The organism is Bacillota bacterium (assembly GCA_029961055.1).
GTDB lineage: Bacteria > Bacillota > Sulfobacillia > JAIMAT01 > JAIMAT01 > JAIMAT01.
This window is the reverse complement of sequence record JASBVM010000016.1, coordinates 1-15,177: the sequence shown is the minus strand read 5'-3', so window position 1 is coordinate 15,177 and position 15,177 is coordinate 1. Positions and strand designations below refer to the sequence as shown.

Annotated in this window: 14 protein-coding genes; 9 read left to right on the top strand and 5 right to left on the bottom strand. The window is 74.4% G+C overall.

Annotation, left to right across the window (positions count from 1 at the left end; translation table 11 throughout):
• Positions 1 to 214: 214 nt before the first annotated feature.
• Genes thiO through thiE form a run of 3 tightly spaced genes read right to left on the bottom strand, consistent with a single transcriptional unit; the run spans position 215 to position 3,095 of the window.
• Positions 215 to 1,396, bottom strand: coding sequence for a glycine oxidase ThiO (thiO, locus tag QJR14_05545; protein MDI3317064.1), 1,182 nt, complete (start codon positions 1,394 to 1,396; stop codon positions 215 to 217).
• Positions 1,393 to 2,409 (bottom strand): sulfur carrier protein ThiS, encoded by a 1,017-nt coding sequence (gene thiS, locus QJR14_05540; GenBank protein ID MDI3317063.1) that lies wholly within the window; start codon positions 2,407 to 2,409, stop codon positions 1,393 to 1,395. Before thiS ends, thiO begins: the two co-directional genes overlap by 4 nt.
• Positions 2,409 to 3,095, bottom strand: a complete 687-nt coding sequence (gene thiE / locus QJR14_05535; protein ID MDI3317062.1) for a thiamine phosphate synthase — start codon at positions 3,093 to 3,095, stop codon at positions 2,409 to 2,411. Before thiE ends, thiS begins: the two co-directional genes overlap by 1 nt.
• 256 nt (positions 3,096 to 3,351) lie before the next feature.
• On the opposite strand from thiE, the gene QJR14_05530 reads away from it, so the two are divergent.
• Entirely contained in the window at positions 3,352 to 4,755 is a 1,404-nt protein-coding gene (locus QJR14_05530) for a DUF763 domain-containing protein (protein MDI3317061.1), read from the top strand.
• Positions 4,756 to 4,812: 57 nt separating this feature from the next.
• The gene (locus tag QJR14_05525; protein MDI3317060.1) at positions 4,813 to 6,759 is read left to right on the top strand and encodes an acyltransferase family protein; all 1,947 of its coding nucleotides are present in this window, start codon (positions 4,813 to 4,815) and stop codon (positions 6,757 to 6,759) included.
• On the opposite strand, the gene QJR14_05520 is transcribed toward QJR14_05525, so the two are convergent.
• Positions 6,729 to 7,619, bottom strand: coding sequence for a CoA transferase (locus tag QJR14_05520; protein ID MDI3317059.1), 891 nt, complete (start codon positions 7,617 to 7,619; stop codon positions 6,729 to 6,731). The two genes, QJR14_05525 and QJR14_05520, sit on opposite strands and share 31 nt — an antisense overlap.
• A gap of 216 nt (positions 7,620 to 7,835) precedes the next feature.
• Here QJR14_05520 and QJR14_05515 point away from each other — a divergent pair, with 216 nt between their 5' ends.
• Positions 7,836 to 9,032: a patatin-like phospholipase family protein gene (locus tag QJR14_05515; GenBank protein MDI3317058.1), complete on the top strand. Its 1,197-nt coding sequence runs from the start codon at positions 7,836 to 7,838 to the stop codon at positions 9,030 to 9,032.
• A gap of 459 nt (positions 9,033 to 9,491) precedes the next feature.
• On the opposite strand, the gene QJR14_05510 is transcribed toward QJR14_05515, so the two are convergent.
• Complete coding sequence (locus QJR14_05510; GenBank protein ID MDI3317057.1) at positions 9,492 to 9,941, bottom strand: DinB family protein; 450 nt, start codon at positions 9,939 to 9,941, stop codon at positions 9,492 to 9,494.
• A 190-nt stretch (positions 9,942 to 10,131) separates the two neighbouring features.
• Here QJR14_05510 and QJR14_05505 point away from each other — a divergent pair, with 190 nt between their 5' ends.
• The 6 genes from QJR14_05505 (at position 10,132) to QJR14_05480 (ending at position 15,118) form a co-directional block, all read left to right on the top strand.
• The gene (locus tag QJR14_05505; protein MDI3317056.1) at positions 10,132 to 11,355 is read left to right on the top strand and encodes an MFS transporter; all 1,224 of its coding nucleotides are present in this window, start codon (positions 10,132 to 10,134) and stop codon (positions 11,353 to 11,355) included.
• Between the two features lie 92 nt (positions 11,356 to 11,447).
• Positions 11,448 to 12,164: a hypothetical protein gene (locus QJR14_05500; GenBank protein MDI3317055.1), complete on the top strand. Its 717-nt coding sequence runs from the start codon at positions 11,448 to 11,450 to the stop codon at positions 12,162 to 12,164.
• A gap of 206 nt (positions 12,165 to 12,370) precedes the next feature.
• Positions 12,371 to 12,880 carry a sigma-70 family RNA polymerase sigma factor gene (locus QJR14_05495; GenBank protein ID MDI3317054.1) on the top strand — a complete coding sequence of 170 codons (510 nt, stop codon included), beginning with the start codon at positions 12,371 to 12,373 and terminating at the stop codon, positions 12,878 to 12,880.
• Positions 12,877 to 13,272, top strand: coding sequence for a zf-HC2 domain-containing protein (locus QJR14_05490; protein MDI3317053.1), 396 nt, complete (start codon positions 12,877 to 12,879; stop codon positions 13,270 to 13,272). The genes QJR14_05495 and QJR14_05490 overlap by 4 nt, the downstream gene beginning before the upstream one ends.
• A 152-nt stretch (positions 13,273 to 13,424) precedes the next feature.
• Positions 13,425 to 14,321, top strand: coding sequence for an ABC transporter ATP-binding protein (locus QJR14_05485; protein ID MDI3317052.1), 897 nt, complete (start codon positions 13,425 to 13,427; stop codon positions 14,319 to 14,321).
• Positions 14,318 to 15,118 carry an ABC transporter permease subunit gene (locus tag QJR14_05480; protein ID MDI3317051.1) on the top strand — a complete coding sequence of 267 codons (801 nt, stop codon included), beginning with the start codon at positions 14,318 to 14,320 and terminating at the stop codon, positions 15,116 to 15,118. The genes QJR14_05485 and QJR14_05480 overlap by 4 nt, the downstream gene beginning before the upstream one ends.
• Positions 15,119 to 15,177: the final 59 nt, after the last annotated feature.

Genomic DNA, 15,177 nt, shown 5'->3' with positions numbered 1-15,177 from the left:
GCCGCCGACGGTCCCGGCGGCTCGCGCCCGCGGCGCAACGGGACCGATCCGGGCCGGCTTCCTCTTCGTCTGGGGCCGCCGTTCCGGCATGGAGCGCCGCCGGCGGCGATCCCCTCTCCCGGGGCAAGGACAGGAAAGGAGACCCGCCCCGGATGGCCGGGCGGGGTCTCCGTCCGTGCGGCGGACTCAGGATAAAGAGCGGCCGGAGAGATTGTCAATCCGTGGAGGAGGGCGAGCCGGCCCCGGGGAGCTCCCGCGCTTCCGGCCGGAAGGCCGCCACGGCGTGGCCGAGTTCGGGCGGGAGCTCCTCCCCGAGCAGGTCGAGTGCGGCCGCCTCTCCGCTCAGGGCCGAGAGCAGGATGCCGTTCCGGAAGTGGCCCGCGGCCACGTAGAGCCCATCCGCTCCCGGCCAGAAGCCCAGGACCGGGAGGCCGTCGCCCAGCTTCGGGCGGAGGCCCGCCCAGGCCGCGACCGGCTCGGCGGAGGCCAGCGCGGGAACCAGCTCCACCGCCGCCCGGGCCAGCCGGTCGAGAACGTCGAGCCGGGTGCGGGCTTGCCATTCGCCCTCCTCCTCCACCGAGCCCACCAGCAGCCGCCCGTCCGGTTTGGGGACCAGGTAGCCGGTGGAGGCGAAGATCGTGTGGCGCGGTGCCGTGCCCGGAAACGGCCGGAGGGCGAGGATCTGCCCGCGCACCGGGTGGAGCGCCAACCGCTCCCCGAGAGGGGGCCAGAGGCGGGCGGCGGCATGGCCCGCGGCCAGGACGACGCGGCCCGCGGGCTGGCGGCGGCCGTCGGCCAGGAGCAGGCCGGTCACTCGCCGGCCCTCCCGGAGCAGCCCGGCGGCGGGCAGCCCCTCAGCCAAGAAGGCGCCCTCGCCGGCGGCTGCCAGCGCGTACGCCCTGGCCAGGCGGGGCGCCTCGAGCTGGCTGTCCGCGGGGAAGAAGGCCCCGCCGAGGAGCGAGGGGGCGAGCCCGGGCTCGAGCTCCCGCAGCGCCGCCGCATCCAGCCAGCGGGCAGGGGCGCCGGCCGCCGACTGCCAGGCCACCCGGCGGTGGAGTTCGCGCTCCTCCTCGTCGCCGGAGGCGACGCGGAGGAGACCGGTCGCCACCAGGTCCAGCCCGATGCCGCTGCTCCCTTCCAGCTCTTCCCGCCACTCGAGCAGGAGCCTGCGCGAGAGGAGGCCGGCGTCGAAAAGGGCGCCCGGGTGGGGCTGCTCGGCCTGCGCGGCGAGCATGCCGGCCGCGGCGCCCGAGGCTCCGGCGGCGATGGAGGAAGCCTCCACCAGCGCCACGGAGTGGCCGCGGCGGGCGAGCCGCCAGGCGATGGCGGCGCCGATCACGCCACCCCCCACGACCAGCGTGTCGGGGGCGCGGGAGAAGAGCGCCGGAGCGCTCATCCGGCCGTACCCTCCAGCGAGGCGGGCAGGCCGCCGGGCGAGGGCAGCCCCCGGGTGGGACTGGAGGGGACGGCCTCCTCCCGGACGGGCATGCGGCCGGCCAGGAAGGCGCGGCGCCCTGCCTCGACCGCCAGGCGGAAGGCCAGTGCCATGGCCGCCGGATCGCCGGCGTAGGCGACGGCGCTGTTGACCAGGACCGCGTCGGCACCCATCTCCATCGCGCGTGCGGCCTCGGAGGGGACGCCCAGCCCGGCGTCGATCACCACCGGCACCTGGATCCGCTCGATGATGCGGCGGAGGCCGGCCCAGTCCTGGAAGCCCTGGCCCGTGCCGATGGGGGAGGCGAGCGGCATGACGGCGGCGGCACCCGCCTCCTCCAGGCGCAGCGCCGCCACCAGATCGGGGCTGGTATAGGCCAGGACGACGAAGCCCTGCCGGACCAGCTCCCTGGTCGCCTCCACCGTCGCCGCCGTGTCCGGCCAGAGCGTCCTCGGATCGCCGACGATCTCCAGTTTGATCCACTCGGTGCCGGTGGCCACCCGCGCCAGTTCGGCCATGTGGACCGCCTGGGACGCGCTCGTGGAGCCGGCGGTGTTGGGGAGCAGGCGGTAGCGGCGGAGATCGATGGCGTCCAGGAGGCTCTGTTCGCCGCGCCCCGGGTTCATGGCGCGGACCGCCACGGTGACCAGCCCGGGCTCTGCCGCCTCCAGCGCCCGACGCATGCTCTCCTCGTCGGGGTACTTGCCCGTGCCCAGGAAGAGCCTGCTCCGGAGGGGCGTCCCCGCGACGTGGAGGCGATCGGCCTCGTCCCGTTCGCCGCCGGCCACCGCCCGGACCAGTTCGAGGCGGTCGCCCTCCCGGAGCTCCGGGTTCTCACCGGGCCGGAGGACGCGGCCGTTGACCGCCACCGCCAGCCCGGTCCTCGCCACCCCCCTGGCGGCGAGGAACTCCTCCAGCCGGAGCCCGTCCACGACCTCTTCCGATCTTCCATTGACCCACAGGCGCAAGGCCATCACCTCCCGAAGGTCATAGAAACGGCGCCAGCGGTGGATGGGCCCGGGAAGGGAAAGCGGGGGCGCGCGGGGGCGGACTCGATGGCGTCCAGGAGCCGGCGGGTGGCGGCGCCCGGGCTGGGCGCCTCCAGAACGGCGCCGATGGCGGCGACGCCGGCCGCCCCTGTGGCCAGAACCCTGCCCACGTTCTCCGGCGTGATTCCGCCGATGGCCAGCACCGGAAGCCGGACGGCCTCCACCACCTCCGCCAGGGCCTCCAATCCCTGCCCCGCCTGACCCGGATGGGAACGCGTGGGGAAGACCGGGCCGAAGGTGACGTAGTCGGCGCCTGCCTCCGCCGCCTCCAGCGCTTCCTGGCGCGAGTGGACGCTGGCGCCCACGAGCATCGCCTGCGGAAGGAAGCGCCGCACCGGACCGACAGGAAGGCTCTTCCTGGCCAGGTGGACGCCCGCGGCGGAGAGGGCCATGGCCACGTCCGCGCGATCGTTGACCAGCAGCGCGGCCGCCCGTGTCCTCGGATCGGTCTGGAGCGCCCGCCCGAAACGGAAGAGTGCTTGCGCCGGCGCCGTCTTCTCGCGGATCTGGATCCAGCGGACGCCGGCGGCGACGGCCTCCGCCAGGGCGAGGCGAAGATCGCCGCTACTCCGTTCGCGGTCGGTGATCAGGTGGAAGACAGCCCCGGGCATGGATCCTCGCTTCCTCTCCGCCCCGTTCGCGCTCTGCCGACGAAAAAAGCCACCCGCCCCGGAGCGGGGCGCGGTGGCAGTCCAGTCTCTGCCTTCGAGTCGATTCCATCTGCTCTTGTCGGGAGAAAGGCTGGTGGAGCCATCATAGCGCCGGCCGCCGCGGGGCGGCAACCCGGCCTGTCCCGCGGCCGGCGGTGGCGCTACCCTGGGAATGGGAAGCAGACAGGTCCCAAGCGACGCGGGGGTGACTGGGCGGATGGCGACGCGCACCGGAGTGGCGGACCTGCCGCTCCACGGCGGTCACTGCCCGCCGTGGCTCTTCCGGCGGATGGTGGAGCTTTCGGGCGGCATCCTCGAGGCGGTGGTCCTGGAGTACGGGCCCCGGGAGGTCCTCCGCCGCTTCGCCGATCCCTTCTGGTACCAGGCCTTCGGCTCGGTCCTCGGCTTCGACTGGCACTCCTCGGGGCTGACGACCACGGTGGCGGGCGCCGTCAAGATCGCGCTCGCCCAGCGGGGCCGCGATCTGGGCCTCTTCGCGGCCGGCGGCAAGGGGGCCACCTCGCGGCGGACGCCGCGGGAGATCGAGACGGCGGCCGACCGGTATGCCCTGGCCTTCGACCCGACGTCGCTGGTCGGGGCGAGCCGGCTGGCCGCCAAGGTGGACTCGGTGGCGGTCCAAGACGGCTTTGAGCTCTATCACCACACCTTTCTCTTCACGGCGGACGGCGCCTGGGCGGTGGTACAGCAGGGGATGGAACGGGGCGGGCGCTGGGCGCGGCGCTACCACTGGCTGGGGGAGCAGGTGAAGAGCTTCGTGCAGGAGCCGCACAGCGCCGTCTGCTCCGACCGCCGCGGACCGACGCTCAACCTGGTGGACCCCGAGAGCGGGCCGGCGCGCACAACCATCGCCGCCCTGGCGCGGGAAGAGCGGCCGGACGCGGTGCTCCGCGACTACCGCCGCCTCCTGGACTGGCTCGACTCGGGCGCCGGCCGGGAGGCCCGGGCGGCTGCCCGTGCCGCTCGCGGCGTGCAAGCCGCCCGCACCGCCCGCTTGGCCCGCGCCGGCCAGTTGAGCCTGTTGGAGGCGTCCGCGCCCGGCGCGACCGCCGGCGGCGGAGCCGCGGACGGGGCCGCGGCGGCGGAGGACAGCCCGGACGGGGCGAGCCGGGCGCTGGTCCGCTATCTGAGCCTGCCGGCAGCCCACGCCGTGCCGGACGCCGACCGCCTGGACCGGATCCTGCGCCGGGTCTACGAGCGGCAGGTGCCCGACTTCCAGGCGCTCATCGGGCTGCCCGGCGTGGGAGCGCAGACGGTGCGGGCGCTCAGCATGGTGGCCGAGGTGGTCCACGGCGTCCCGGCCAGCTTCCGGGACCCGGTCCGCTACAGCTTCGCCCACGGGGGCAAGGACGGCCATCCCTATCCTGTCGACCGGGCTGCCTACGACCGGTCGATCCGGGTGCTGGCGGACGCGGTGGAGCGGGCCCGGCTGGGCGACCGGGAGAAGCTGGAGGCCACGAGGAGGCTGGCAGCCCTCGCCGGCGGGAGCCGAGCCGGGCGTCAGGCGCATCAACTGGGAAGCGTCGCCATACCGCTCGTTCTCCAGGGGCGGAACCGCGCCGGGACCGGAGCCGTCATAGCAGACGGAACGCTCTCTGACTGATTCCGAACGCTCTCGGACGGGACAGCATCTGCGGTCGATCGGAGGCGCGACACTTCCTTGGTCCCCGTCGAACCACGCCGCTACATCACCGGCCTCGACGGCCTCAGAGCGGTGGCCGTCCTGGCCGTCATCGCCTACCACCTGGGGATGGCCCAGGCGAGGGGCGGCCTCCTGGGTGTGGACGTCTTCTTCGTCATCTCGGGCTACCTGATCACCGACCAGCTGGCGGCGGAATACCGGAGAAGCGGCCGCATCGCCCTGGGTCACTTCTGGCTGCGGCGCGCCCGCCGCCTCCTGCCTGCGCTCTACGCCATGCTCCTGATCGTCGCGGCCTACCTGGCGCTGGTCGATCCGGCCCGGCTGGTCAACCTGCGCGGCGACCTGCTCGCCGCCTGGGTCTATGTCAGCAACTGGTGGTTCATCTTCCACAAAGTCTCCTACTTCGCCCGCTTCGGGCCGCCCTCGCCGCTGGGTCACCTCTGGTCGCTGGCGGTGGAGGAGCAGTTCTATCTTCTCTGGCCGCTTCTGCTCCTGGCGGGGCTTCGCCTCCTCCGCCGGAGGAGCCGGCTGGTCCCGGCGGTTCTGGGGCTGGCCGCGGCCTCGGCGCTGGCCATGGCGCTCCTCTTCCAGCCGGGCGGGGATCCCACCCGCGTCTACGACGGCACCGACACCCGCGCCTTCGCCCTGCTGATCGGAGCCGCGCTGGCGCTCCTCTGGCCGAGCGGGGCGCCTCCCCGGGCGGCCCGTCCGCCCGCCCGGCTCGCCCTGGAGGCGGCGGGCGCGGCCGGTCTCCTGGTCATCGGAGCCATGCTGGCGTGGAGCGACGAGTACGGGAGCTTTCTCTACCAGGGCGGGATGGTGCTGGTCTCGGTGGCCACCGCGGCGGTGATCGCCGCGGCGACGCCGGGAGAGGGGAGGATCGCCCGGCTTCTCAGCTGGGCGCCTCTCCGCTGGATCGGCCTGCGCTCGTACGGGATCTACCTCTGGCACTACCCGGTCATCGCGCTCACCACGCCGGTGAGCGAGATGAACGAGTTCCGGCCGGAGCGGGCGGCGATCCAGGTGGGGGCGACGCTGTTGATCGCCGCCCTCTCCTACCGCTTCGTGGAGGAACCGTTCCGCCGCGGGGCGGCGCGGCGCTGGTGGGAGGCGGCGCACGACGCGGGCGAGACGGGGAGGTGGCTCCGGGCGCGCGGCTGGGCCACCGCTGCTGCGGCCGCGCTGGTGGTGGCCCTCGCCTCCTGGGGGTTGGCGGGGCTCGCGCCCCTGGATGGAGGCCGGATCTCCGGTTCGGGCTGGCTGCCGGCGGCGGGCTCGCTGGATCCGGCCCCCTCGCCGGCGGCTTCCGCCTCCCCGGTGCCCGGGCAGGGAGGCGGGGGGGCGCCGCTCGTCCATGGGCCCGGGAGACGCGGAGACCAGCTGCTGCCCGCGCCCGGCGGCGGGAGCGGGGAACGCCCCGCGGGTCGCGTGGCCGGCGCGAAGCCGGGCGGCGGAGGCGCCGCCGCGGAAGAGCCGCAGGCGGGACCGGGGAAGGAGGTGACGGCCATCGGGGACTCCGTCCTGCTGGACGTCGCCCCGTACCTCCGCGAGCTTCTGCCCGGCGCGGTCATCGACGGACGCGTGGGCCGCCAGCTGGTCGAGGCGCCGAAGGTGGTGGCCGAACTGCGCGCCCAGGGGAAGCTGGGCGACCGGGTGATCATCGAGCTCGGCACCAACGGGCCCTTCACCCGCGACCAGCTGGCCGCTCTCCTCGACGACCTCCGCTCGGCCAAGGAGGTGGTGCTGGTCAACGTGCGCGTCCCCCGCCCCTGGGAACGGTCGGTCAACGCCACCATCGACGCCACGGCCCGGCGCTTCCCCAGGGTGAGGGTGGTCGACTGGTACGGGGCCAGCGCGGGCAAGGCGGAGTATTTCTACCCGGACGGCGTCCACCTCAATCCCGAGGGGGCCCGTGCCTATGCGGAGATGCTGGCTCAGGCGGTGAAGCCGGGCGGCTCGCCCTGAACATCGGGGAGCGCCACCAGCGGCAGGTCCCGGGCCTCGGCCCACGCCTGCCATTCGGCGGCTGGCCGCCGCGCGAAGAGCGCCTCCAGCTCCCGGGCGTCCCCGCGAGTGAGCGCCAGCTCCTCCTTGAGGCGGGCCGCGAAGCGCGGCTCCAGCGCGGCCAGGGCGACCCAGCCATCGCTCGCCCGGTAGAAGCGGTAGAAGGCCAGGCCGCCGCCCAGGAGCCCGCCTGGCGCCGTGAGGCCCTGGCGCAGGGGCTCGGCCAGATCGAAGGCGACCTGGGCCAGCGCCACCTCGGCGTAGCCGGCCTCCTGTCCCTGGTCGCGCGCCAGCAGGAGCGCCAGGGCCGCGGCGACCGCTCTCTCGGCGCCGGCCAGGTCCACCGGGAGCGTCGGCGGCAGCCGCGGCGGCCGCGCCAGGCCCGCCGCGGCCAGGTAGGTCAGGTCGTGCCCGGGCCGCTCCGTCTCCGGGGCGGGATGGCCCACGATGGCCACCTGGGCGAGGCGGGGGAAGCGTCGCCGGAGGCTGGCCCGGTCGAGGCCCAGCCGCCCGAGCGCCGAGGGGCGCTGGGCGGTGAGGAGCAGGTCCGCCGACCCCAGCAGCTCGTCCAGCTCCATCCTCCCTTCCGCGCTCTTCAGGTCGAGGCGCAGGAGGTGCTGTCCCTGGGTGAGGGCCCGGTACCAGCCGGGAGCGAAGCCGGCCAGGGGGTCGCCGCCCGGCGGCTCCACCTTGACCACCTCCGCCCCCAGCCGGTGCAGGCGCGCGGCCGCCACCGGGCCCGGCACGTTGAGGGCGAGGCTGACCACGCGCCGCCCTCGGAGGGGCTCCAGGCGCGGTTGCTCGCCGTGGCCGTCTTCCATGGACGATCCGCCCCCATCCCAGGGGAGTGGCCGGAGCAGGGCACCGCCCGCTCCGTCGTGCGGAGTTTCGGGGCCGGGTGCCCGCTTCCTCCGGGAGGCGACGGCGACCGGACGCGGGTCCGGCGTGGCCGGACAGCGGCCCTCCGGCTCGGTCCCGGCGGGGGACGCGAATACAATACGGTCAGCCGAAGCCTTGCGCGGGGAGGCGGACCCTGGATGGCACGAAGTGTGGGGGTCGCCCTTTCGGGGGGAAGCATCTACGGCTTCGTCCATGCGGGGGTGTTGCGGGCGCTCCACGAACTGGGCGTGGAGGTGGCGGCGGTGGCCGGCACCAGCGCCGGGGCGATCGTGGCGGCGCTCTACGCCTTCGGCGCCTACGACCCCTCCATCCCCCCGGACCCGAGGGTCTGGCGGATCATCGACGCGCGCTGGTGGGGCTGGCCTTTCGCCAACGTCATCCGGAGCCGGCCGTCCGGCCTGCTCCGGCTCACGCCCCTGATGCGCTTCGTGCGCGAGGAAGTCGGCGACGTCCCCCTCCGCTCCTCGCCCCTCCCCCTGGCGGTGGTGGCCACCGATCTCGCCAGCGGCGAGCCGGCAGTCTTCTCCAGCGTGGAGGAGCCCGCCCGGGGACTGGGGGGCGGCGAGACTCCGGTCGACGTGGCGGTGGCCGCTTCCTGCGCCGTGCCGCTCGTCTTCGAGCCGGTCCGCTGGCAGGGCCGCGTGCTGGTGGACGGCGGCCTGAGCGACAACCTCCCCGTCCGCTGGGTCCGCCGGCTCGGCGCGGACCGGGTCCTGGCCGTCGACTTCGGAGGCGTGCCGGCCACCCTGGCCTCGGAAGGCAGGGCGGCCATGCGCGACGTCCTCCAGGCGACGGTCTATCACGTCACCCATCGCCGACAGACCGACCCGCTGGACCATGCGGACCTGGTCCTCCGTCCGGACGCGCCCGCGGTGCGCCGTCCCGACCGGCGCAGGCTGCCTGGTATCCGGCTACGATTCCCGCGCACGCCGGAGAGATCCCCGGCGGCTGGTCCCAGCCGAGCGATCCCGGCTTCGCGACGCCTCCTCCGGGTCCGAACCGTTCCCGCCTCGAGAAGGTCCAGGTCGTCCGCCGGCGCGCGCGCCTCCCTCCGGATCCGGGGCGCGGGCCGGGGCAGCCGGACCGGGCGGAGGCCCAGGGGGACGGAGCGCGGGATCAGACGGTGCGCGCGAACGAGCCGGAGCCGGGGGCGCGCAGCCGTCGCGGGCCGCGGCGCATCGACCCGCGCCGGGTGCGGATTCCTTCCCCACAGGCCGATGAGAACCGTGGGCACGAGCATCAGCGTCAAGCCCACCGCCGCCCCCACCAGCGCCGGATCCCGGGGCAGGAGAAGGCGGACGCCGAGGAGCGTCAGCCCGTCCGTGAAGAAGTGAACGTAGAAGGCGCCTGCGAGAAGCTGGAGCGAGCTGGGACCGCGCAGCCGAGGCTGGACCAGGGCCAGGACGACGAGGAGCGCGTTGAGAAGACCGGTAGACAGACCCGCCAACAGCCCGTAGACGAAGTCCACGCCGGCTCCCTCCCCGAGCGGAGCGGGGACGGGGCCCCTCTCCCCGCCCGTCGCTCCCCCCGGATCGCAGACGAGCGAACGCGATCGTCGCTCGCCTCCCGCCGGCGGATCCCTGCCCGTCTACGCCTGAAAACAGGTTACCATTTCCACGCTCGGGCATCCCTCGGGTCCCCGACCGAGCCCGCCTCCGGCCCCGGACCCACAGGTCCGAGGAGACGGGCGCCTGCGGGGAGCACATGGCGCCGCTGCAGGCGCGGCGGACCGGGTCGGCTTCCCCGCGCGGGCGCACCCGCTCTCCTCCCCGCGGCTTTCCGCCGGGTGCGGATCAGCCGCGGTCGAGGTAGAACATCTCGTCCCGGACTCCCGCGAGGCGCGCCAGCAGCATCAGCTGGCCCTTGTGGTGGGCCTCGTGCTCCCGCGCCTGGGCGAGGAGCAGCTCGGCCGGCATCTGCATCCCCCGCCACTCCACCGGCCGGCGGGGATCGGCGGCCAGGGTGCGGACGAGCTCTTCCTGGCTCGCGCTCTTCGCCGCGAGGTAGCGCCGGATCGCGGCCGCCCCCTCGGGGGAGGGGGAGGCTCCCTGCGCCGGGGCCTTGCCGGCCGCGGGTGCGAGCATACGGTCGGTGGCGTCGGCGACGTGAAGCACCAGCTCGGCAAAGCTCCTCCAGCCCTCGTAGGGCCGGAACCCGAAGCGCTCGTCGGGCATGAGATCCGCGATCCGCTGCGTGGCCTTCCTGTGTCTCCAGAAGGACTGGAGCAGCTCTTCACTCGTCAAGCCATGCACCCCCTTGGTGCCGGTAGCGGGCCTACCCACCACCTCGCGCCTCCGAGCATACCAGGAGATCTCGCCGGCTGGACCCAGGAGCCGTGTGTGCCGGCGGAGGTGAGGAGGCCGGAACCTCGAATGGGTCAGCCAGGATCGTGGAGGGCTCAGAAGACTTGCGCCGGGCCGGTGGAGGCGGGCCGTGGCCGTCTTCCAGCACAGGAACTTCGCCATCCTCTTCGCGGGACAGGTGATCTCACAGGCGGGGAACAACCTCTTCGACATCGCCCTGCCATGGTACGTGTACACCCGGACGGGTTCGAAGGCGGCCCTGGCCTCGGCGGGGGTCGCCGTCACGCTGCCCCTCCTGGCGAGCCTGTTCGCGGGGGTCTGGGTGGACCGCCGGCCGAAGCGACCCACGCTGGTCGCGACGGGCGCGGCGCGTGCCCTGATCTGCTTCCTCCTGTTCGGCGCCGCCCGGGCGGGTCTGCCGGTCACCTGGATCCTGGTCCTCGTCTTCCTCCTCCAGCTCGCGGGCGCGGTCTCCTCGCCCGCCTACAACGCGCTCCTGCCACGACTCGTACCCGCCGAGGAACTGCCGGCGGCGACGGGGCTCTTCCGATCCGGGTCGGGAGCCGCGCAGCTGGGGGGCATGCTCGCGGGCGGAGCGCTGCTGGACGCGGTCGGCGCGCCCCTCCTCTTCCTGCTGGACGGGCTCTCCTTCGTGGCCTTGGTCGCCAGCCTGCTCGTCCTGAGCGTCTCGGAGGCCGTCCCGGTGGCCCGGGGCACCGGCGGCCTGTGGGCGGAGTGGGTGGCCGGCGTACGGCTGGCCTTCCGGTCGCGCCTGGTCCGCCGCCTCCTCCTGGCGGTGACCGTGGCCAACTTCGCCCTGGCCCCGGTCGACATCCTGCTCACCGCCTGGGTGAAGGGACCGCTCCACGGAGGCGGCTCGCTCCTCGGGGTGATCAACGCCGGCGCCCTGGCCGGCGTCGTGGTGGGCGGGATGATGCTGGGCTCTCTCAGCCGGCGGGCGGCGGTCAAGACCCTCCTCGCCGCCGGCCTGCTCTGCGCCGGCGTGGGCTACGCCGCCCTGGGAGCATGGCCCGACGCGGTCTGGGACACGTCGCTCGCCGTCCTGGTCGGGCTCGGCAACGGGGTCACCGGGGGAGCGGCCACCGCCTGGCTCCTGCGCGCGGTCCCGCAGGGGATGCTGGGCCGGGTGACGGGACTGGTCAACGCTCTGAGCACCGTCATGACGCCGTTGGGCGTGGCGCTCTTGGGCGGCCTCATGGCCTACCTGCCGCTGAACGTCCTCTGGTGGGTGCTCGGAGCGATGATGGCGGTCGCCGGGCTCAGCCTGGTCTTCCCCGTCGAGGACGATCCGGATCGGGTCGAGTCCGGCGAGGCGGGCGTCGCCGGCCGGTGACGGGGGCGGTGGAGGTGGAGGATCTCGCGCGCTGGAGAGGGGCTCGGCAGGCCCCATGCGCGCCGGGCGTGGACCGGGAGGGAGGAGGCAGGATGGATACGGCCGATCTGACCGTCGGCATCGAGATCGACCCCAAGGGGCGTGCGCTGGGCTGGGTGAGGGAGTGGCCCGGTTGCACCGGTCACGGCGAGAGCGAGCGGGAGGCGCTCGACCGGCTCCCCCGAGCCGTCGAAGCGTTCTGGGCGTGGCTCAGGCGGCACGGGGACCCGGAGGCGCCACCGCCGGGCACCGGGGTGCGGATCGGGCGCGTGGAGCGCTGTCCGGTGGCGTCGGACCTGGGGGAGGCGGACAGCGAGGGGCTCTTCTCCTTTGATCGGGAGCCGCTTCCGCAGGAGATCCTCGCCCGTGCCCGGCGCTTCCGCGCCTACGCGCGGGCGGACGCCCTCGATCTGCTCAGAAGGTTGGACGCAGAGGCGCTGCGACGCCCGGTGGGCCGCAGCGGCCGGACCGTGGGCGCCACCTTCGATCACATGGCCATCGTCTACCTCTGGTATGCCCAGCGCGCGGCCGCTCCCGCCGCGGCAGAGTGGCAGGACTTTCTTCTGAGCGCCCTAGGCCGGCTGGCGGACGCCTGGATCGAGCGCCGCATGGAGGCGGATCCGGTCACGCCCCGCTCCTTCCCGCCGGACGTCTGGTCGGTCGGCCGCCCGGAACCCTGGACCGCCCAGAAGACGCTCCGCCGCCTCATCTGGCACGACCTCCTCCATCTCCGCGCCATCGGCAGGGCGCTGGAGAGCGAAACGGAGTAGGCGACCTGTCCCAGGCGGCGGATGAATCCCGACCTACCCGGACTCCGACATTCTCCACGGGGGGCTGAGCGTCGCTGACGCGCACGGCACCGTCGCGGCCGGGCGAAACCCCGGGCGACCTCCAGCTGGTCCGCATCATCGGCGACCGGGCGATCTCCGGGGCGTCCGGCGCGGACTCCCCGCGGGGCGGGGCGGCCGAGGCCGCCCTGGGCGAGCTCGTCCGCCGCTACGGGAACCGCCTGCGCGCCTATGTGCGCCGCTGGGTGCCCGACCCGGAAGGGGCGGAAGAGGTGCTTCAGGACGTCTGGCTCGCGGTCTGGCAGGGGGCGGCGCAGTTCCGGGGCGATGGCGCGGTGGCAGGCTGGCTTTTCCGGATCGCCCACCACAAGGCGCTGGACGCCTGCCGGCGACGCGACGCTCCCGAGCCCCTCGGCGAGCTTCCCGAGGCGCCGGCCTGGCATTCGATCGGCGCCGGCGCGGCGTGCGCAGGCGACCCGGAGCGACGGCTGCTGGGCCGCGAGCGGATCGAGCGGCTCGCGGAGGCGGTGCGAAGCCTCCCGCCCGAACAGCGGGCGACGCTCCAGCTGGTCCTGGTGGAACACCTGCCGCTCGAGGAAGTGGCGCGCGTGATGGGCTGCCCGGAGGGAACGGTCAAGAGCCGGCTCCGCCGCGCGCGGCTCCGCCTGGCGGCGGAGTTGGAGGAGGGGGAGCGATGAGCGGCCCGGTGCGGAAGAGCCGCGAGGAAGAGGAGCGGATCCACGAGCTCCTTCCTTTTTACGCGGCAGGCACGCTCTCGCCCGCGGAGCGCCAGGAAGTGGACCGCCACCTGGCCTCCTGCGCCGCCTGCCGGCGGGAGCTCCAGCTCTGGCGCGAGATCGCCGGCGCCGTCGCCGTGGAGACGGCCGAGCTCGGCGAACCGGCGGCGAGCCGGCGGCCCCTGGCATCGCGGCCCACCGGCAGCGGAGCCTTCTCCTGGGCGCGGTGGCGTCCGGCTCCAACTCGGACCAGCCGGTACTCGGGTCCGCTCGCCCAGGTGGACCGGTGCTCACCGCCGCCCAACCGTCGGGAGCGGCCGGGACCCCGCGAGGTCCCTTGGAGCCCCGGCTAGCGTCTGGGCCACCTTGCCCTCGCCATACCTGCCGACCATGCCGGCAGCCGGCCACGCGGACGCAGGCTACGGAAAACGCTCAACAGGCGGTCGTCGAGTGCGGCTCCGCGTGCTACCCTGCCCGGGGGCGGCCTTTGCGGGGGGCGAGCTGCGTGGCAGTGATCGAGACCCGGCATCTGAGCAAGTACTACGGGGGTCGCCGCGGCGTCGAGGATGTCTCGCTGGAGGTGGAGCGCGGCGAGATCTTCGGTTTCCTCGGGCCCAACGGCGCGGGGAAGACCACCACCATCCGGCTCCTGTTGGGCTTCCTGCGCCCCAGCGGGGGAGAGGCGCGCCTCTTCGGGCTGGAGACGCGCCGTCACGGCCTGGAGATCCGGCGCCGCACCGGCTACCTGCCCAGCGACGTCAGCCTCTATCCGAACCTGCGCGGCCGCGAGGTGGTCGAGTTCACGCTGGCGACGCGGGGGTTGCGCGCCGGCAGGCGGGTGGAGGAGCTGAGCCGCCGCCTCGACGTGGACCTCGGGCTTCCGGTCAAGCAGCTCTCGCGCGGCATGCGCCAGAAGGTGGCCCTCGTCGCAGCGCTGGCCCACGAGCCCGAGCTGATCCTCCTGGACGAGCCGGATGCGGGGCTCGACCCCCTGATGCAGCGGACGCTGGAGGAGCTCCTGCGGGAGGAAGTGGCGCGCGGCCGGACCGTCTTCCTCTCCTCGCATCATCTGGCGCAGGTGGAGGCGCTCTGCCACCGCGTCGCCGTCATCCGCGAGGGGAGGGTGGTGGCGGTGGACGAGGTCGCCTCGCTCCGGAGGATGCGCCTCAAGAGGGTGCAGGCCAGCTTCGCCCAGGAGCCGCCCTCCCTGGAGGGGCTCGAAGGGGTGCGGGACGTCCGGCGGGAGGGGCGGCGCCTCGTCTTCCACGTCTCCGGCGACTTGCGGCCGGTCTTGCGCAGGCTGGCGGAGAGCGAGCTGAGCGACCTCTCGGTGGAGGAGCCGAGCCTCGAGGAAGTCTTCCTGGCCTACTTCAGCGGGGCGGAGGGGGGCGGGCGACCGTGATCCTCCTCTTCCGGCAGTACCTGCGCCTGGGACGGGGCGCGCTGCTGGGCTGGGCGGCCGGCATGGCGGCCTACACCTGGTTCGTCGTCTCCCTCTACCCGAGCCTGGGCGGCGCGAAGGGGGGCTCCTTGCAACAGTACCTCCAGCAGCTGCCCCCGGCCCTGAAGGCCATCGTGGGGAGCCGCCTCTCGCTGGCCACGCTGGACAGCTACCTGGCGGCCGAGATCTACTCGCTCCTCCCCCTCGTGCTGGCCGTCTACGCCGCCGTGGCGGCCGCCGGCGTGCTCTGCCGCGAGGTCGACCAGGGGACGGCCGAGTTCCTCTTCGCGCAGCCGGTCAGCCGGACGCAAGTCCTGCTGGGCCGCTTCGCCGCCATCGCCGTGCAGCTGCTGGCGGTCCACACGGCGGTGCTCCTGGCCGCCTGGGGCGGCGCGGCCGCCGCCGGGCAGAGCCTCTCCCTGGCAGGAAGCCTGCGCGCCCTCGCGCTCTCCTTCCTGGTCGCGCTGGCCCTGGCGGCGCTGATGCTGCTGCTCTCCCTGGCCTTCAGCGACTCCAGCCAGGCCACCTTCGCCGGCCTCGGCGTGGCACTCGGACTCTACGTCGTCACGGTCGCCCTCCGCGCGGCCGGCCGTTACGACCGCCTGCTGCCGTGGCTGATCTTCGGCCGCTTCGACGCCACGGTGGCGGTCTCGACGGCGGACGGTTTCGCGCGCGCGGCGGCTGCGCTCCTGGCCTACGCGCTCCTCTTCGTCACGGCGGCGGCGGTGCTGGTGGAGCGGCGCGACCTCCGGCTCTGAGGCCCGGGCGGCCCTCCGGATCCGCAGCCGGCGCCGGCGGGCCGCCATGCCTCCCGCGG